Source organism: Rhizobium sp. PEPV16 (assembly GCF_008919455.1).
Taxonomy (GTDB): Bacteria; Pseudomonadota; Alphaproteobacteria; order Rhizobiales; family Rhizobiaceae; genus Rhizobium; species Rhizobium leguminosarum_Q.
In genome coordinates this window covers 294,382-312,813 of record NZ_VSZV01000356.1, presented here as the reverse complement: position 1 = coordinate 312,813, position 18,432 = coordinate 294,382, and the positions used below count along the sequence as shown (strand labels likewise).

At 62.1% G+C, this 18,432-nt stretch carries 18 protein-coding genes; 9 read left to right on the top strand and 9 right to left on the bottom strand.

Annotation, left to right across the window (positions count from 1 at the left end; all coding sequences use genetic code 11):
- Positions 1-38: 38 nt before the first annotated feature.
- The 4 genes from FY112_RS35900 (at position 39) to FY112_RS35885 (ending at position 4,863) form a co-directional block, all read left to right on the top strand.
- A complete protein-coding gene (locus FY112_RS35900) occupies positions 39-746 on the top strand; it encodes an ABC transporter ATP-binding protein (RefSeq protein WP_131619998.1) in 708 nt (235 codons plus the stop codon).
- Positions 743-3,286 (top strand): ABC transporter permease, encoded by a 2,544-nt coding sequence (locus FY112_RS35895; RefSeq protein ID WP_151520441.1) that lies wholly within the window; start codon positions 743-745, stop codon positions 3,284-3,286. Before FY112_RS35900 ends, FY112_RS35895 begins: the two co-directional genes overlap by 4 nt.
- A gap of 180 nt (positions 3,287-3,466) precedes the next feature.
- Positions 3,467-4,195, top strand: a complete 729-nt coding sequence (locus tag FY112_RS35890) for a Bax inhibitor-1/YccA family protein (protein WP_012759353.1) — start codon at positions 3,467-3,469, stop codon at positions 4,193-4,195.
- 110 nt (positions 4,196-4,305) lie between these two features.
- Entirely contained in the window at positions 4,306-4,863 is a 558-nt protein-coding gene (locus tag FY112_RS35885; RefSeq protein WP_131708654.1) for a GNAT family N-acetyltransferase, read from the top strand.
- A gap of 6 nt (positions 4,864-4,869) precedes the next feature.
- On the opposite strand, the gene FY112_RS35880 is transcribed toward FY112_RS35885, so the two are convergent.
- From FY112_RS35880 to acnA, 3 genes are all read right to left on the bottom strand, one after another.
- Positions 4,870-5,271 carry a DUF2794 domain-containing protein gene (locus FY112_RS35880; RefSeq protein WP_129422205.1) on the bottom strand — a complete coding sequence of 134 codons (402 nt, stop codon included), beginning with the start codon at positions 5,269-5,271 and terminating at the stop codon, positions 4,870-4,872.
- Between the two features lie 370 nt (positions 5,272-5,641).
- Positions 5,642-6,382 (bottom strand): thioredoxin family protein, encoded by a 741-nt coding sequence (locus FY112_RS35875; RefSeq protein ID WP_027666934.1) that lies wholly within the window; start codon positions 6,380-6,382, stop codon positions 5,642-5,644.
- 236 nt (positions 6,383-6,618) lie between these two features.
- Positions 6,619-9,309: an aconitate hydratase AcnA gene (gene acnA / locus FY112_RS35870; protein ID WP_131619999.1), complete on the bottom strand. Its 2,691-nt coding sequence runs from the start codon at positions 9,307-9,309 to the stop codon at positions 6,619-6,621.
- Positions 9,310-9,571: 262 nt separating this feature from the next.
- On the opposite strand from acnA, the gene ccmA reads away from it, so the two are divergent.
- The 5 genes from ccmA to FY112_RS35845 all read left to right on the top strand — a co-directional run bounded on the left by ccmA (position 9,572) and on the right by FY112_RS35845 (position 12,717).
- Positions 9,572-10,219 carry a heme ABC exporter ATP-binding protein CcmA gene (ccmA, locus tag FY112_RS35865; RefSeq protein ID WP_151520440.1) on the top strand — a complete coding sequence of 216 codons (648 nt, stop codon included), beginning with the start codon at positions 9,572-9,574 and terminating at the stop codon, positions 10,217-10,219.
- A gap of 241 nt (positions 10,220-10,460) precedes the next feature.
- Positions 10,461-11,120 carry a heme exporter protein CcmB gene (gene ccmB / locus FY112_RS35860; protein ID WP_151520439.1) on the top strand — a complete coding sequence of 220 codons (660 nt, stop codon included), beginning with the start codon at positions 10,461-10,463 and terminating at the stop codon, positions 11,118-11,120.
- A gap of 48 nt (positions 11,121-11,168) precedes the next feature.
- Positions 11,169-11,930: a heme ABC transporter permease gene (locus FY112_RS35855; RefSeq protein WP_020052040.1), complete on the top strand. Its 762-nt coding sequence runs from the start codon at positions 11,169-11,171 to the stop codon at positions 11,928-11,930.
- A 2-nt stretch (positions 11,931-11,932) separates the two neighbouring features.
- Complete coding sequence (gene ccmD / locus FY112_RS35850; RefSeq protein WP_017962446.1) at positions 11,933-12,112, top strand: heme exporter protein CcmD; 180 nt, start codon at positions 11,933-11,935, stop codon at positions 12,110-12,112.
- Positions 12,109-12,717: a DsbE family thiol:disulfide interchange protein gene (locus FY112_RS35845; protein WP_151520438.1), complete on the top strand. Its 609-nt coding sequence runs from the start codon at positions 12,109-12,111 to the stop codon at positions 12,715-12,717. The genes ccmD and FY112_RS35845 overlap by 4 nt, the downstream gene beginning before the upstream one ends.
- A gap of 191 nt (positions 12,718-12,908) precedes the next feature.
- Here the strand turns inward: FY112_RS35845 and FY112_RS35840 are convergent, their stop codons facing one another.
- From FY112_RS35840 to FY112_RS35815, 6 genes are all read right to left on the bottom strand, one after another.
- Positions 12,909-13,496 carry a DUF2585 domain-containing protein gene (locus tag FY112_RS35840; RefSeq protein WP_151520437.1) on the bottom strand — a complete coding sequence of 196 codons (588 nt, stop codon included), beginning with the start codon at positions 13,494-13,496 and terminating at the stop codon, positions 12,909-12,911.
- A complete protein-coding gene (locus FY112_RS35835; RefSeq protein ID WP_065281557.1) occupies positions 13,493-14,137 on the bottom strand; it encodes a septation protein A in 645 nt (214 codons plus the stop codon). The genes FY112_RS35840 and FY112_RS35835 overlap by 4 nt, the downstream gene beginning before the upstream one ends.
- A gap of 75 nt (positions 14,138-14,212) precedes the next feature.
- Positions 14,213-15,808, bottom strand: coding sequence for a signal recognition particle-docking protein FtsY (gene ftsY / locus FY112_RS35830; RefSeq protein ID WP_151520436.1), 1,596 nt, complete (start codon positions 15,806-15,808; stop codon positions 14,213-14,215).
- 16 nt (positions 15,809-15,824) lie between these two features.
- Complete coding sequence (gene mtaB / locus FY112_RS35825) at positions 15,825-17,099, bottom strand: tRNA (N(6)-L-threonylcarbamoyladenosine(37)-C(2))-methylthiotransferase MtaB (protein ID WP_017962451.1); 1,275 nt, start codon at positions 17,097-17,099, stop codon at positions 15,825-15,827.
- Entirely contained in the window at positions 17,096-18,001 is a 906-nt protein-coding gene (gene dapF, locus FY112_RS35820) for a diaminopimelate epimerase (RefSeq protein ID WP_026158925.1), read from the bottom strand. The genes mtaB and dapF overlap by 4 nt, the downstream gene beginning before the upstream one ends.
- A gap of 118 nt (positions 18,002-18,119) precedes the next feature.
- On the bottom strand, positions 18,120-18,344 hold the full coding sequence (locus FY112_RS35815; RefSeq protein ID WP_017962453.1) for a hypothetical protein: 225 nt from the start codon (positions 18,342-18,344) through the stop codon (positions 18,120-18,122).
- Positions 18,345-18,432: the final 88 nt, after the last annotated feature.

Genomic DNA, 18,432 nt, shown 5'->3' with positions numbered 1-18,432 from the left:
CGGCCTTTCGATTACCGACTTATATAGGGCGATTTCTGTTGGCAAAAACCATTATCGAGTTGAAGGGCGCCGATCTGACCCTTGGCAGCGCAGCCGCCTCCGTCCACGTTCTGAAGGGCATCGATCTCGATATCGCGGCCGGCGAATCCGTCGGCATCGTCGGCCCTTCCGGTTCCGGCAAATCCACCCTGCTGATGGTGCTTGCCGGGCTGGAGAAACTCGACAGCGGCGAGATCAACATCAACGATACGCCGCTCCACGCCCTGAGCGAGGATCAGGTCGCCGATTTCCGCGGCCGCAACATCGGCATCGTCTTCCAATCCTTCCACTTGATCGCCAACATGACGGCGCTGGAAAACGTCGCAGTGCCGCTCGAGCTCGCCAATGTCGGCAACGCCTTCGAGATCGCCCATCGCGAGCTGAAATCGGTCGGCCTCGGCGAACGGCTGAACCACTATCCCGGCCAGCTTTCCGGCGGCGAACAGCAGCGCGTGGCGATCGCCAGGGCGCTCGCCCCCTCCCCCGCCCTGCTGATCGCCGACGAGCCGACCGGCAATCTCGACACCGAGACAGGCCGCCAGATCGCCGACCTTCTGTTCTCCAAGCAGGCCGAACGCGGCACGACCCTGCTTCTCGTCACCCACGACGTCTCGCTCGCAAACCGATGCTCGCGCCAGATTCGCGTCCGCTCCGGCCGGATCGAAGGCGACAGCGCCGCCCGCCGCAGCGAAGCGGCGATCGCATGAGGATCATCACCCCACGCGTCTCGCTCGCTTTTCGCCTGGCGCTGCGCGAGCTGCGCGGCGGCATCCGCGGCTTCTACATCTTCCTTGCCTGCATCGCGCTCGGCACGGGCGCGATTGCCGCCGTCAATTCCGTTTCGCAATCGATCACCGACACGATCGCCTCGCAGGGACAGGAACTGCTGGCCGGCGACGTCCGCTTCGAACTCAACAACCGCGAAGCCACGCCTCAGGAAATCGGTTTCCTCGAAGGCCTCGGGACCGTTTCGGTGTCGACAGGCCTGCGCTCGATGGCGCGCAAGCCTGACGGTTCCGATCAGGCGCTGGTAGAGGTCAAGGCCGTCGACGACGCCTACCCGCTCTACGGCAAGTTCGTCGCCGAGCCGGACTATCCGCTTGCAGCACTGCTTTCGGGCCAAGGCGGCACCTATGGTGCGGTCGCAGCGCCCCTGCTTCTCGATCGGCTCGGGCTTGCGATCGGCGACGAATTGCTGCTCGGCAACGTCAAGCTCAGCATCACCGGCACGGTGAAAACCGAGCCGGATGCACTGTCGGAAGGTTTCGGCTTTGCGCCTCGTCTGCTCGTCAGCCGCCAGGCGCTCCAAGCCTCCGGGCTGATCCAGACCGGAAGCCTGGTCGAACACGCCTATAAGATCCGGCTGGACGACAAGGGCTCGATGTCGGGCATCCAGGCACGCGCCTCCAAGGAGTTCCCCTCCGCCGGCTGGGCGATCCGCACAAGCGACCGCGCCGCGCCCTCGCTCACCGAAAACATCACCCGCTTCTCGCAGTTCCTGACGCTGGTCGGCCTCACAGCGCTGATCGTCGGTGGCGTTGGCGTCGCCAATGCCGTGCGCGCCTTCTTGGATGCCAAACGCACGACCATCGCCACCTTCAAATGTCTCGGTGCGCCGGCACAGGTCGTCGTTCTGATCTATCTTTTCCAGATCGCCATCATCGCTCTCGGCGGTATCCTGATCGGCCTCGTCATCGGCGCCCTATCGCCGATGCTTGCCGCGCAGTTCCTGGCGCAATTCCTGCCGGTCTCGACCTCGCCCACCCTCTATCCCGGCGCCCTGCTGCTCGCGACACTCTTCGGCATCCTGACGACGCTCGCCTTCGCGATCCTGCCACTCGGCCACGCCCGCGAAGTGCCGGCGACGGCACTCTTCCGCGAGCAGGGCTTCGAGGCCCGCCGCCTGCCCTCCTGGCCCTACATCCTGCTTGCCGCCCTGTTCATGGCCGGCCTTGCCGGCCTTGCCATCCTCACCGCCTATGACCGCTTTATCGCCGTCGTCTTCGTCGGCGCGATCGTCTTTGCCTTCGTCGTGCTTCGCCTCGTCGCCGCGCTGATCGCCTGGCTTGCGCGCCGCAGCCCGCGCGTCAGTTCGCCGGCATTGCGGCTTGCGATCGGCAACATCCACCGCCCCGGCGCCCTAACCCCCTCGGTCGTCCTCTCGCTCGGCCTCGGCCTGGCATTGCTGGTGACGCTGACCCTGATCGACGGGAACCTGCGCCAGCAGCTGACCGGCCGCATGAACGAGGGTGCGCCGAACTTCTTCTTCGTCGATATCCAGAGCGCCGAGGTCGGCGCCTTCCGCGATCTCGTCCAAGGCCAGGCACCGAAGGGCAAACTCGTCGAAGTGCCGATGCTGCGCGGCCGGATCATTGCCTTCAACGGCGAGGACGTCACCAAGATGAACGTGCCGGCCGCTGGCCGCTGGGTGCTGAACGGCGATCGCGGCATCACCTATGCCGAAACCCTGCCGGAGAACGCTGCTCTCACCGAAGGCAAATGGTGGGACACGGATTACAGCGGCGAGCCGCTCGTCTCCTTCTCCTCGGAAGAGGCGCATGAACTCGGCCTCAAGATCGGCGATAAGGTGACCGTCAACGTGCTCGGCCGCAACATCACGGCGAAGATCGCCAATCTGCGCCGCGTCGAGTGGGAATCGCTGTCGATCAATTTCGTCATGGTTTTCTCGCCGAATACCTTCCGCGGCGCCCCGCATGCGTGGCTGGCGACGCTGACCGATCCCTCCTCGACACCGGCCGAAGAGGCGGCGATCCTGAAATCGGTCACCAACACCTATCCGACGATCACCAGCGTGCGCGTCAAGGACGCGATCGATATCGTCAACCAGCTGGTCGCACAGCTGGCGACCGCAATCCGCGCTGCGGCCTCGGTCGCCCTGATCGCCTCGATCCTCGTCCTTGCCGGCGCGCTTGCCGCCGGAAACCGGGCGCGCACCCACGACGCGGTGGTGCTGAAGACGCTCGGTGCCACGCGCGCCATGCTGATCCGCGCCTTCAGCTACGAATATCTGATCCTCGGCCTCGCGACTGCGATCTTCGCGCTGATCGCCGGCAGCGCCGCCGCCTGGTTCATCGTCGCCCGCATCATGCGTCTGCCCTCGGCCTTTCTGCCCGACGTGGCGGGACTGACGCTTGTGACCGCGCTCGTCCTGACCGTCGGCATCGGCCTCATCGGCACCTGGCGCATCCTTGGGCAGAAGGCAGCCCCCGTCTTGCGCGAGCTTTGACCGGGCAGCGGCACCCAAACCCTTCACCTTACGGCGATTTAACCGACCGAGCCTTTGCAAGCCTCTTGTTTGCAAAGGACGAAAGCCTCATATTATCCGCAGGCATGCTGGAGCTCCGCAGCGGCGCCCGGGTCGAAAACCCCGACACCGTATTTCCATCGGAGCTTGTAAGAGGAAACTATGGCTGATCTTCGTAACTATCAAAGCCGCGCTCAGACCGGCGAGATGATTGATCAAGGCCTGCGCGCTTATATGCTCAAGGTCTACAACCTGATGGCGCTGGGTCTGGCGATCACCGGTGTGGCCGCATATCTGTCGTTCCAATTCGCCTTCGCCAATGGTGAGCTGACCGCTTTCGGTCAGGCGATCTATGTGAGCCCGCTGAAGTGGGTGGTCATTCTGGCACCGCTGGCTCTGGTGTTCTTCCTGAGCTTCCGGATCAATACGATGACGGTGGCCGCCGCCCAGACGACCTTTGCGGTCTACGCCGCTCTCGTCGGCCTGTCGCTCTCGTCGATCTTCCTGATCTATACGGGTCAGAGCGTCGTTCAGACCTTCTTCGTCACCGCCGCCTCCTTCGGCGCGCTGTCGCTTTACGGCTACACGACGAAGCGTAACCTGTCGGCGATGGGCTCGTTCCTGATGATGGGTCTTTTCGGCCTGATCATCGCCTCGATCGTCAACATCTTCCTGGCGTCGTCTGCCGTGCAGTTCGCGATCTCGGTGCTCGGCGTGCTGATCTTCGCAGGCCTCACCGCCTACGATACGCAGCGGATCAAGGAATTGTACCTGGAAGCCGATGACGTCGCCGTGGCCGGCCGCAAGGCGATCATGGGTGCGCTGACGCTCTATCTCGACTTCATCAACCTCTTCATGTTCCTGCTGCAGTTCATGGGCAACCGTAAATAAGCAGGGCAGACTGGGATCGAAAAGGCGGCTTCGGCCGCCTTTTTTGTTGCGCAGGCTTTCACGGAATGGTTTTAGAAAGCCCTTGCCGCCCTTATGGATATGCTGCTGAAATGTCCTTCCTCCTGCGCGATGCTTCGAATGCCGATATTCCCGCCATTGCGGATATCTATCGCGAATCGGTCCTGAACGGCGTAGCGAGCTATGAGATCGTCCCGCCCTCCGAGGCCGAGATGGCACTGCGTTTTTCGGCGATCGTCGGCCAGCAATATCCCTATATCGCAGCCATCGGCGCGGACGGGACGCTTCTCGGCTACGCCTATGCCTCGGCCTTCCGCACGCGTCCCGCCTATCGCTGGCTGGTCGAGGATTCGATCTATCTGGCGCCGCAAGCCCGCGGCCGCGGCATCGGCAAGGCGCTGCTCGCCGAACTGGTCATCCGCTGCACCACCCTCGGCTTTCGTCAGATGGCGGCCGTCATCGGTGGTGCCAGTCCCGCATCGATCGCGCTCCATCGCACGGCCGGCTTCGAGGAGGTCGGACTGATGAAGGGCACCGGCTACAAGCACGGCCGCTGGCTGGATACGATGTTCATGCAGCGCGCCTTAGGCGAGGGCATGAGCACCGATCCGGACCCGTCGACCTATCCCGGCGTGCTGTTTAACGGCTGATATGGCTTATTTGTCGACGAGCTTCAGGGCCTTGTCGAAGACCTTCAGCACCTGGTTCAGCTCGTGACCGCGCTTCAGGATGGTGCCGTTTACGCTGATCACGGAATAGGCGCCTTGCTTGGCGGCAAGCTTCGGGTTTTTCTCGATGCGGAAGAGCGGCATTTCGCCGGAACGCTTGAAAACGGAAAAGACCGCCCTGTCTTTCAAGTGATCTATGGCGTAGTCGCGCCACTCACCGTCACCGACCATCCGGCCGTAGATCCAGAGGATCGCGTCCAGTTCGCGCCGGTGGAAGGTCACCGGAAGCGGGTCCTTGCTTTGCTTGTATTCTCTGAGATCGACGACGACTGAGGAACTGTGGTCGACGGAACGGCTTTCGCCGTGTCGCAAATCCGGCTGATCTGTCATCAGTCTCACAAGGCCTCCACATGTGACAGGAGGGTGACAGTTTGCCCGAGCCGCCGCAAATTGCAAGAGTGCCGGCCGTCACATTCCGCCGCACGTCTCTCGCGCAAGGACGCTTTAGCACTTCGAGTCAACGCATCATGCCTTGCGAAAGTTGGGTTCGATTTTCGGAAAGCATGATGCGCTGGACAGGTCAACGCTTTCTCCGCAGCGCCGCATTTCAGTCAAAACAGCGCCTCATTTGCAGGAGATTTATGAATTCGGGTTTGGCGCCAGCGCGCCAAAAGGCCCGGCGGAGCGTATCGACCTTAACCCCAGCCCCGAATACGCTCAGCCGGGCCGCCCGGCACTTCCTCCGAAACCGGATGGAATCTCAGATATTTTTGCCAGCCATCACCACGGTCGCGCCAAGGATCGCAGCCGGATCGCCGTCTGCGGTCGCCGATTGCAGCAGGATGGCGCAGCCCTCGAGCTGCGGCCGCTGCAGGACGCTGGCCGGAAGCGTCAGACTGGTTGCCTTGCCGTCCCACATGCCGACGGTTTCGACATTGGTGACGCTGTGCAGATAGGAGAGCTTCTGGCCGCTGTTCTCGCCTTTTTCGACGTCGATCGTCTTTTCCTTATCGAAATAGACCATCACGACATTGGCTTTGCCCTGTCCCGCGCCGATCTTGATCTCCAGCTCGTCGCCGCGCATCGCGGCGCTGATCGGAACGGTCAGCCCATTGCCTTCGCTGCTATAGGTGTCGATCTTGGTGTTGATGCCATTCAGATCGGCGCCGGCCAAATGGTCGCGTCCGTTGACGATGGCTTGCGGCGTGTAGACGTTGCTGCGGCCCATCGTCTTGGCATAGCCATACTGTCGCTCGGTATTTTCCTTGGAGCTCAACGTATCGGCCCAGCCGAGATAGTTCCAGTAATCGACATGATAGGCGAGCGCGATGACATCGCCCTGGTTCACCAGCTTGCGAAAAGCGGCATCAGCGGGAGGACAGGAGGAGCAGCCCTGCGACGTGAAGAGTTCGACGACACCTTTCGGCGTGCCGTCTTCGGCCTGCAGCGGGCCCGACAGAACAACGCCGGCGATTAGCGGAAGCAAAAAACGGGGGGACATTCACCTGCACCTCTTTTTCAGCGCCGACGGCATGTTTGAACCGGCGGCCCTGACATATGAACGTACGAATAATCCTTCCGGGTCCAAACGAAAAGTCACGAACGGGTGAGACGCAGCTCGACCGGAACTTGCGTAAAACAAATCATCGTGAGCCCGTCCAAATACTATCGTCGCACCAAAGAAAAGCCGCCGGAGATTGCTCTCCGCCGGCTATTATCAAACAAGTCTCTTAAAAATCAGGCAGCGAGATCGCGCAGAACCGTCTGCAGGATACCGCCATTGTTGAGGTAGATCACCTCGTCGAGCGTATCGACGCGCGACAGCAGCGGAACCTCCTTCATGGTGCCGTCGCCATAGGTGATCCTGGCGATCTTCTTCTCGCGCGGCTTGATCTTTTCCAGACCTTCGATGGTGACGAGTTCGTCGCCCTTGAGGCCGAGGCTCTGCCAGGTCGTGCCCTCCTCGAAGACGAAGGGGATGATGCCCATGCCGACCAGGTTCGAACGATGGATGCGCTCGAAGGACTGAGCGATCACTGCCTTGACGCCGAGCAGGTTGGTGCCCTTGGCAGCCCAGTCGCGCGAGGAGCCGTTGCCGTATTCGACACCGGCGAAGATGACGAGCGGCACGCCTTCCTGCTTGTACTGCATCGCGGCGTCGTAGATCGAGGTCTCTTCCTTCGACGGGTAATGGATGGTGTAGCCGCCTTCCTTACCGTTGGGGCCGAGCATGTGGTTGCGGATGCGGATATTGGCGAAGGTGCCGCGCATCATCACTTCATGGTTGCCGCGGCGCGTGCCGTACTGGTTGAAGTCGGCAACGGCGACGTCATGGCCGATGAGGTAGGCACCGGCCGGCGATGCCGCCTTGATCGAACCGGCCGGCGAGATGTGGTCGGTGGTGATCTTGTCGCCGAACAGGCCGAGAACGCGGGCGCCCTTGATGTCGGAGACGCCGGTGCCCTTCTTGCCCATGCCGACGAAGTAGGGCGGGTTCTGCACATAGGTCGAATTGTCGTCCCAGGCATAGGTCTGACCCGGCGGGACCTGGACGGCCTGCCAGTTGACGTCGCCCTTGAAGACATCGGCATATTTGCTTTCGTAGAGTTCGCGGGTCACGTATTTCAGGATGAATTCCTGGACTTCCTTGGAGGTCGGCCAGATGTCCTTGAGATAGACCGGATTGCCGCTCTGGTCCTCGCCGATCGGCTCCTTGGTCAGATCCATCTGCACCGTGCCGGCAAGCGCATAAGCGACGACAAGCGGCGGAGATGCGAGGTAGTTCGCCTGCACGTCGGGCGAGATGCGGCCTTCGAAGTTACGGTTGCCGGAGAGAACGCCGGAAACGATAAGGCCCTTGTCGTTGATCGTCTTCGAGATCGGCGCCGGCAGCGGGCCGGAATTGCCGATGCAGGTGGTGCAGCCGAAGCCGACGAGGTTGAAGCCAAGCTTGTCGAGATCGGCCTGCAGGCCCGACTTGGCGAGATATTCGCCGACGACTTGGCTTCCCGGTGCCAGCGAGGTCTTCACCCACGGCTTCGTCTTCAGGCCCTTGGCAACGGCGTTGCGGGCAAGAAGGCCGGCGGCGATCAGCACTGACGGGTTGGAAGTGTTGGTGCACGACGTGATGGCAGCGATCGCCACGTCGCCGTGGCCGAGATCGAAGTCGGTGCCTTCAACCGCATAGCGGTTATTCAACTGGCCGGGCTTCTTGTAGTCGGCATCCATGGAGCCGGCAAAACCGGTCGCGATGTTCTCAAGCGAAATGCGGCCTTCCGGACGCTTCGGGCCGGCCATCGACGGCACGACGTCGCTAAGATCGAGTTCCAGCGTATCGGTGAAGACGAGCTCGGAGCCGTCGCCTTCGCGCCACATCCCTTGCGCCTTCGAATAGGCTTCGACGAGGGCGATCCGGTCATGTGTGCGGCCGGACATGGTAAGGTAGTTGATGGTTTCGCCGTCGACCGGGAAGAAGCCGCAGGTGGCGCCATATTCCGGGCCCATGTTGCCGATCGTCGCGCGGTCGGCGAGCGGCATGTTGTCCATGCCCGGACCGAAAAATTCGACGAACTTCGAAACGACGCCCTTCTTGCGCAGCATCTGCACGACGGTGAGAACGAGGTCGGTCGCCGTGACGCCTTCCTTGAGCTTGCCGGTCAGCTTGAAGCCGATGACTTCGGGCAGCAGCATCGAGACCGGCTGGCCGAGCATCGCAGCTTCCGCTTCGATACCGCCCACACCCCAGCCGAGAACGCCGAGACCGTTGATCATCGTCGTGTGGCTGTCGGTGCCGACGCAGGTATCCGGATAGGCGATCGTCTCGCCGTCCTCTTCCTTAGTCCAGACGGTCTGGCCGAGATATTCGAGATTGACCTGATGACAGATACCGGTGCCGGGAGGCACGACGCGGAAATTCTTGAAGGCCTGCTGGCCCCACTTCAGGAAGCGGTAGCGCTCGCCGTTGCGCTGGTATTCGAGTTCCACATTCCTGGCGAAAGCCTGCGGCGTGCCGAATTCGTCGACGATGACGGAGTGGTCGATGACGAGATCGACGGGAACGAGCGGGTTGATCTTCTCAGGATCGCCGCCGAGCGACACCATCGCGTCGCGCATCGCGGCAAGATCGACGACGGCCGGAACGCCGGTGAAGTCCTGCATCAGCACGCGCGCCGGGCGATAGGCGATTTCGTTTTCGACCGCACCCTTGTTGTTCAGCCATTCGGCAACGGCCAGGATGTGCTCCTTGGTGACCGACTGGCCGTCTTCGAAGCGCAGCAGGTTTTCGAGCAGCACCTTCATCGAATAGGGAAGCTTCGACACGCCGGCCAGACCGTTTGCCTCAGCCTTGGGCAGGCTGTAATAGACATAGTCCTTCCCGTTGACGGAAAGCGTGGAACGACAATTGAAACTGTCAAGAGATTTAGACACGAGATACCCCGTTTCTGATAGCCAACACAGTCGTGCGAACGCCTATGCACTTAATGCACATCAGGATGCGGGTACGGCCATTTCCGCTGTCCGCACGTGGAACAGACGCTCCAAGTTCGGCGCAAGGATGAAATTCACGCCGACCGCTGGCGTGGTTGCAGGTCTTATAGATAATTTCCTAAAAACTTGCCATACCCGAGCACAGTCAAAATCGGACATTTTTTGACCCCGCCGCTAGCCGAAACCAAGAAAGAGCCGACGCATGCATCTCACCGCCGAAAATCTGGCTGCAAGGCGCGGTGAGGATCTCATTTTCGTTAACATTTCCTTTCACTTGGCAGCCGGCGCGGCGCTTGTGCTGACAGGAAAAAATGGATCGGGAAAGTCCACTTTGCTGCGTGTCGTCGCCGGTCTGCTGAGGCCGGAGAAAGGCACTGTCATATTTCACGGCGAAGAGAGTCCGGGAGGCAGGCACCCTGGGGAAGTCAGCCACTACCTCGGTCATCGAAATGCGATGAAGAATGAACTTACGGTTGCAGAAAACCTCGATTTCTGGCGCGCCTTTCTCGGCAATGCAGGCTCCGCCGCCGGCCTTTCCGTCGAGGACGCCACTGATGCCGTCGATCTCTCCGGCATCACCCACCTTCCCTTCGGTTATCTCTCCGCCGGCCAGCAGCGCCGGATAGCCTTCGCCAAGCTGCTGGTCGCCCACCGCCCCGTCTGGATCCTCGACGAACCGACCGCCGCACTCGATGCCAGCGCCGACCGGCTGTTTGCCGATTTGATTGGAGCGCATCTGGAAAAGGGCGGCATCGTGCTGGCGGCGACGCATCAGCCGCTGGGGTTGAGGAATGCGCAGGAACTGAAGATGACGGGCTTTGCCGGCGTGGATGCGGGGGTGTGGGGATGATGGTCTGCAGGAGCTTGTCAGCGCATGACGTCAAGACCCCTCCCCAACCCCTCCCCACAAGGGGGAGGGGCTATTGTGCCGCGCTGTCCCATACCAACCGCATCGTCGCAATTTGCGAAACGGTAACAGCGTGCACACCAGTTGCTTTTGGCCACCGTCGCGCACTGCAGCTTAGCCCCTCCCCCTTGTGGGGAGGGGTTGGGGAGGGGTCTTCCTCACATCCCCGCAACGGGCACTCCGCATGACCGCCCTCTTCCTCCGCGACCTGAAGCTCTCGATTCGCGCCGGCGGCGGCGCGCTGATCGGCGTGCTGTTCTTCCTGACCATCGTCGCCGTCATTCCCTTCGGCGTCGGTCCCGATCTCAAGCTGCTGTCACGCATCGGCCCCGCCATCGTCTGGATCGGCGCCCTGCTCGCCGCCCTTCTCGGCCTCGACCGGCTGTTCCAGGCCGAGCGCGACGACGGATCGCTCGACTTGATGCTGATACAGGAATCGCCGCTCGTCCTCACCGTGCTGGTCAAATGCTTCGCCCATTGGACAGCCACCAGCCTGCCGCTGGTCATCGCCTCGCCGCTGCTCGGCCTCTTCATGAACATGGACGAGACGGCGATCGGCGCGACCATGCTGACGCTGCTGGTCGGCTCGCCCGCCATCACCTTCATCGGCGCCGTGGGTGCTGCCGTTGCCGTGGCGCTGCCCCGCGGCGGCCTGCTGGTCTCGATCCTCGTGCTGCCGCTGACCATTCCGGTGCTGATCTTCGGCGTCAGCGCCACCTATGCCGCAGTCGAGAATCCTGCCCCCTTCCTGCCGCCCTTCCTGATCCTCATTGCGCTGACACTCTTCTTCGCGGTCATCGGCCCGGCAGCCGCCGCCCTGGCGCTGCGAAACACAGCGGATTGATGGGCCATTCGATTGCGGGAAAAGCCGGATCAAGGTAAGGAAGCGGACATGAGCGAAACGAGCCTTGCCATCAGCAAATTCAGTGATCTCGCCAATCCGACGCGGTTTCTGGCGCTGGCGGCGCGCGCCATTCCGTGGCTGGCCGGCATCACCGCCCTCTGTTTCGCGGTCGGCCTCTATCTGAGCTTCGCCACCGAAGGCGATTACCAGCAGGGCGAGACCGTGCGCATCATGTATGTCCATGTCCCCTCGGCCTGGCTTTCGATGATGTGCTATACGATTATGAGCCTCTCGGCGATCGGTACGCTGGTCTGGCGCCATCCGCTGGCCGATGTCTCCGCCAAGGCCGCAGCCCCGCTCGGCGCCGCCTTCACCCTGCTCGCGCTCGTCACCGGTTCGCTCTGGGGCAAGCCGATGTGGGGCACCTGGTGGGTCTGGGATGCGCGGCTGACCTCCGTCTTCGTTCTCTTCCTGATGTATCTCGGGCTGATTGCGCTCGGCCGCGCCATCGACGATCCGTCGAAGGCCGCGCGTGTCAGCGCCGTGCTCATCCTCGTCGGCTTCGTCAACATCCCGATCATCAAATTTTCTGTGGAGTGGTGGAACACGCTGCACCAGTCGGCAAGCGTGCTGCGCCTCGACGGCCCGGCGATCGATCCGGAATTCCTGCGGCCGCTCTTCGTCATGGCGATCGCCTTCACCCTGCTCTTCTTCACGCTGCACATCATGGCAATGAGGAACGAGATCTGGCGCCGCCGCATCGCCGCCCAGCGCCGTCTTGCCGCCCGCATGGCGAGCCGGGAGGATTAATCGTGACGCATGCCTTCTACGTCTACGCTTCCTATGGCTTTGCAGCCCTGGTGACGATCGCCGTCACAGCCTGGACCTGGGCCGACGGCCGCGCCCGCCGCACGGAACTCGCCGCCCTTGAGGCTGCCGGCATCCGCCGCCGTTCGGCGCGCCCCAAGGACAGTGTGGGGGATGGCGAATGAACGACACGCCGGAAAACGCCGCCGCCAAGCCGCGCGGGATTAGCCGTTACGCATTGGCGCTGCTGCCGCTCGTCGTCTTCGGCGGCATTGCGGCCACGGCGGCAAAGATGCTCTACGACCAGGATTTCCATGGCAAGAACATCGCCGAAATTCCCTCCGCCCTGATCGGCACCAAGGCACCGGCGCTCAACCTGCCGCCGCTCGACGGCGCCAACGTGCCGGCGCTGACCGATGCGGCAATCAAGGGCAGGCTGACCCTCGTCAACGTCTTCGCCTCATGGTGCCTCCCCTGCCGGGACGAACATCCGCTATTGAAAGAACTGGCAAAAGACGGACGGCTGAACATCGTCGCCATCAATTACAAGGACCAGAACGACAACGCCCTGCGTTTCCTCGGCGAGCTCGGCAACCCTTTTCGGGCGATCGGCGTCGATCCGAACGGCAAGGCAGCGATCGACTGGGGTGTCTACGGCATTCCGGAAAGCTATCTGGTCGGGCCTGACGGCACGATCCTCTACAAGCGCGTCGGGCCCTTCGACGATATCAGCCTGAAGGAAGGGCTGTTTCCTGCGATGGAAAAGGCGCTCGGGAAGCCGGCTTCCTGAGTGAGTGATCCACAAAAGATCCCTCCCCAACCCCTCCCTACAAGGAGGAGGGACTTAACGTGCGGCTCTTGCCGTGCGTCCTATCGAACGTCCAGTGTGCAGTTGGTCTGGTTTGCGAGGCGGTGCCACGAGTTAGTCCCTCCCCCTTGTGGGGAGGGGTTGGGGAGGGGTCTTGTTAGAACAAAGAAGCCCTACACCCCACCCTGCCAGACCTTGATCGCCTCCACCGGCCAGATCAGCATGATAACGTTGAGCGTCAGGTTATCGCGGATCACGTAGCCGGTGAAAATCTCGAAGAAGATGGCGATCGCCACCGTCAGCGCCACCGGCGCGCGCCGCGCGAAGAAGAAGCCGACGCACATGAAGACGGTGTCCATCGCCGAATTCAGGATGCTGTCGCCGTAATAATCGAGCGCGATCGTCGCCGTGCGGTAGCGGTCGATGATGAGAGGCGAATTCTCGAGCAGTTCCCAGCCGGATTCGATGACCAGCGCCAGCAGCAGCCTCGCCGCCAGCGGCTTGCCGCGCAGGATGAGATGCGCGAGCCCGTAGAACAGGAAGCCGTGGATGATGTGCGACGGCGTGTACCAATCCGACAGATGCTGCGAATTGCCGCTGGTATTGACCCCGCCCTCCCACAGCTTGACAGTGCCGCAGGTGCAGATCGGCACGCGGCCCATCATATATTCGGCGACGATCTGAATGATCAGCACCGCAAGGCAGGCGATAAACCATAAGTTCTGATGTCTTACGCGAGTTTCTACGTCGACAGCGCTCACTTCTCGCCTTCCGTTTCCAGGTTGACGCTATGTTTCAGCACCAGCGGCATCTGCGCCAGCGTGAAGATGATGGTGATCGGCATCGTGCCCCAGACCTTGAAGGCGACCCAGGTACTGTCTGAAAAATTGCGCCAGACGACTTCGTTCAGCACCGCGAGGAAGAGAAAGAAGATGCCCCAGCGGATGGTGAGCTTGCGCCAGCCCTCGGCATCGAGCTGGAACGCGGCGTTGAAGACATAGCCGAGCAGCGACTTGCCGAAGGCCAGCCCGCCGAGCAGCGCTACCCCGAAGAGCGCGTTGACGATGGTCGGCTTCATCTTGATGAAGGTCTCGTTCTGCAGCCAGATCGACAGCGAGCCGAAGATGACGACGACGATGCCCGATACAAAAGGCATGATCGGCAGATGGCCGAGCACGATCTTCGAAACGATCAGCGAGATGATCGTCGCCGCCATGAAGAGGCCGGTCGCGACGAACAGCGGTCCGCCCAATTCGGAAAGAGCAGGAAACGTCTCCACCAGCCACTGACCGCGCAGATTGGCGAAGAAGAAGATCATCAGCGGCCCGAGTTCCAGCGCCAGTTTCAACAGCGGGTGATGCCGGTCGGCAGCAGACGGGGTGATATCGCTCTCGGTGCTCATGCGTTCTTCAAACCTGTTTTCCTGGAAACTGTTTCCGGCCGTGCCCTGCAGGCTTTCGGCGGCATATCTGTGGCATCATTGCCCAAGTCCGGCAATGGCATGGGCAAAATCCTCGGCCTCGAACGGCTCCAGATCCTCGACGCCCTCGCCGACGCCGATGAAATAGACCGGCAGCTTATGCTTGGCGGAGATGGCGACGAGAATGCCGCCGCGGGCCGTGCCATCGAGCTTGGTCATGATCAGCCCGTTGACGCCGGCGACGTTGCGGAAGATCTCTACCTGGCTGAGCGCGTTCTGCCCCGTCGTGGCATCAAGCGTCTGCAGCACGGTATGCGGCGCATCGGGATCGAGTTTGCCGAGCACGCGGACGATCTTTTCGAGCTCGGCCATCAGCTCTGCCTTGTTCTGCAGGCGGCCGGCGGTATCGACGATCAGCACGTCGCATTTTTTCGCCTTCGCCTGTTCGAAGGCATCATAGGCAAGGCCGGCGGCATCGGCGCCGAGCTTGGTGCCGATGAATTCGGATTTCGTCCGGTCGGCCCAGATTTTCAGCTGCTCGATCGCCGCCGCCCGGAACGTATCGCCGGCAGCCAGCATCACCTTCAGCCCGGCGCCGGAAAGCTTTGCCGCAAGCTTGCCGATCGTCGTCGTCTTGCCGGTGCCGTTGACGCCGACGACGAGGATGACATGCGGCTTGTGCGAGAGGTCGAGCTGCAGCGGCTTGGCGACCGGCTTCAGCACCTTGGCGATTTCCGACGCCATGATCCGGCTGACATCCTCGCCGGTGACATCCTTGCCATAGCGCTCGGAAGCAAGCGTGTCGGTGACGCGCATGGCGGTCTCGACGCCGAGATCGGCCTGGATCAGCAGGTCCTCGAGATCCTGCAGCGTCTCGTCATCGAGCTTGCGCTTGGTGAAGAGCGCGGTGATCTGGCTGGTCAACTGCGAGGACGTGCGTGCAAGGCCGTTGCGCAGACGCTGGAACCAGCTGAGTCTCGGCTGCAGGACGACCGGCTCCGGCTCGACGACCTTCGGGCCGGTGGCAAATCCTCTGGGGAGGATCGGAGAACCGGTCTCCGGTTCTGCCGCGGGGTTACCCCCCTCTGCCCCGCCGGGCATCTCCCCCACAGGTGGGGAGATTGGCTGGGAGGGCGAATCCAGTCCTGCATCATCCCCAGTTGGAATCTCTCCCGGCTCGGTCGGAATCTCTTCCGGAAGCTTTTCGACGATCTCTTCGAGGTTAGCCGGCTGTTCTAGCGCTCCGGTCTCCAGAGGATCTCCTGCCTCGTCGGGGAAATGTTCCGGAGGGACAGAAGCGGGTATTTCCACAACGGGCTCGGCGACCGTCCGGCTTTCAGCCTCCACCTCCGCTGCCGCCTCGGCCTCCAGCAATGAAAGCGGTACGACACCCATATCGCTCAGCTGGTCGGCGGCGGGCAGCATTGAGGATTCGACATCGTCGTCAGCAACCGGCGCCTCTACCCCGCCCTCGTCAATATCGGCAGCCGGCCCGCCGGCCGTATCCATTTCCTCGGCCAGCACCGGATCGTCAGCAACCGGCAGATCTTCGTCGCGCGAACGCGGCTCCAGCTCCCTTTCCACGGCCGCAGGCACAGGTTCTTCAGCCGGCTTGCCGAAGGTGAAGACCTTTTTGATGAAACTGAGCGCCATGAGGATTCCGTGAAAGTCAGGCCGCTGCTGCGGCCGTCAATTGCATGTCGAGATGCTTGCCATTGTGGCCGGTGATCGTGACCGGCACAAGTTCGCCGGGACGAAGGCCGGGAGCTGCGACCAGCGTGAAGTTCTCCGTATGCGCCAGGCCGTTGTTTTCAACAAGCAGCCATTGCCGGGTTCCGATCATCCCATCGAGATGGGATTGATGCAGCATATGTCCAGCGGCGCGCAGTCTCGCGGCGCGGTCCTTGACCAGCGACCGGTCGAGCTGCGGCATGCGGGCGGCCGGCGTGCCGGGACGCGGACTGTAGGGGAAGACATGCAGATGGGCGATGCCAGCCTCTTCGGCCAGCCTCACGGCATTCTCGAACATCTCTTCGGTTTCGGTAGGAAAGCCGGCAATCATATCGGCGCCGAAGCTCATCTCGGGGCGGAGGCGGCGCGCATCCTCGATGAAACGCAACGCATCGGCGCGTAAATGCCGGCGCTTCATGCGCTTCAGGATCATGTCGTCGCCATGCTGCAGCGACAGATGCAGATGCGGCATGAAACGTGGCTCGTCGGCAATCAGATCCATCAGGTGGGCGTCGGCCTCGATGCTGTCGATCGAGGAAAGCCTGAGCCGGCGGATATCGGGGATCTGTTTCAGCAGCGTCTTCGCCAAAAGCCCGAGCGTCGGGGCGCCCGGCAGATCGCCGCCATAGCTGGTGGCATCGACCCCGGTCAGCACGATCTCGCGATAACCGCCGTCGACGAGATTGCGGGCCTGATCGACGACGGCTCCCATCGGCACCGAGCGGGAATTGCCGCGGCCATAGGGAATGATGCAGAAGGTGCAGCGATGGTCGCAACCATTCTGCACCTGGATGAACGCACGCACATGGCCGTCGATATGCCTGACCATCTGCGGCGCCGTCGCCTTGACGCTCATGATGTCGTTGACCCGCAGCTTCTCTTCGGCCGAAACGCCGAAATCCGGCAGGCTGCGATAGGAGGCGCTCGTCAGCTTCTCCTCATTGCCGAGCACGGCATCGACCTCCGCCATCGCGGCGAAAGTCTGCTTTTCCGTCTGCGCGGCGCAGCCGGTGACGATGATGCGGGCATGCGGATTGTCGCGCCGTGCCCGGCGGATCGCCTGGCGGGCCTGGCGCACGGCCTCGCCGGTCACGGCACAGGTGTTGACCAGGATGGCGTTGTTGAGCCCGGCCTTCTCAGCCTGCGCCTTCATCACTTCGGATTCATATGTGTTGAGGCGGCAGCCGAAGGTAATGACCTCGATGCCGCTCACTGCGCCTCCGCCTCTCGGGTATCATCGCGCGACCAGAGACCGGTCGAAGGATCGAGCCTGCCCGACCATTCCCATTCGGCCGGGCCGGTCATGATGACATGATCGTCGCGCTCGCGCCATTCGATGGAAAGCGTGGCCGGCGGCTTGGCGCTTGCCACATTGATCGTCACCTTGCGGCCGGTGCGGCCGGTGCGCGCAGCACTGACGGCAGCAGAACAGGCAGCCGAGCCGCAGGCAAGCGTCAGCCCCGCGCCGCGCTCCCAGGTGCGCGTCGTCACCGATGTCGGCGACGTCACCTGCGCCAGCGTGATATTGGCGCGCTCGGGAAACATCGGATGGTTTTCGAGCAGCGGTCCGAAGCGGGCGAGATCATAGGACATCACGTCCCTGTCCACCCAGAAGATCGCATGCGGATTGCCCATCGACATCGCCGACGGCGAATGCAGCACCGGCTTGTCGATCGGGCCGATCTGCAACTCGATGCGGCTGGTGTCGTGGAATTCTTCCGCCAGCGGGATCCTGTCCCAATCGAAGACCGGCCGGCCCATATCGACCGAGATCGTCCCGTCCTCGTGCTCGACGGCGTTGAGGATGCCGGCGACCGTCTGGAAGGTAAAGACCTTCCGGCCGGTCTCGGCGGCAAGCGCCTGCACGACGCAGCGCGTGCCGTTGCCGCAGGCCTGCGCCTTCGAGCCATCGGAATTCAGGATATCGATGAAGGCATCGGTGCCGTCGGCCTTCGGATCATGGATCGCCATGATCTGATCGAACTCAGTCTGCGGATCGGCATTGAGCGCGACCGCCGCAGCCGGCGTCACCTTGTCCGGCCGACCGCGCATGTCGACGACCAGGATCTTGTTGCCAAGCCCGTTCATCCTCGCAAATTCGACCGTTGCGCTCATGGGTATCATTCCGTCTGTCTTTCCGGTGTATATGGCGGAAATGCGAAGGAATTACCAGTGGGTGAGTGCCGGGCAGACGTTGCGGCCCGCTGACCCCTTCGAGGCAGCAGTTCGACTTTTACCGCTGTGCACCGTCAGGATCGAAAGACGCAGCATGGGCTTCGACAATGGCTGCGGTGATGACCTTTCTCAGCTCGTAGACCAGCGAGCGGGACCGCTTGCGATCCAGATCCTGTGCCGCCTTCGCCAGATTCAGGCCTTCATTCAGGACAATATGATGGGCCCGCGCCAGCGCCCAGCTCTCAATATCAGCATTTAGCATTCGATATCTCCGCCGATTCATTCGGCATCAAGGATATTCACGAATCATTTTACAGGACGCACTTAAGTAGAAAGTAGAATCATAAGCAGAATAATTTGCAACTGGCGTT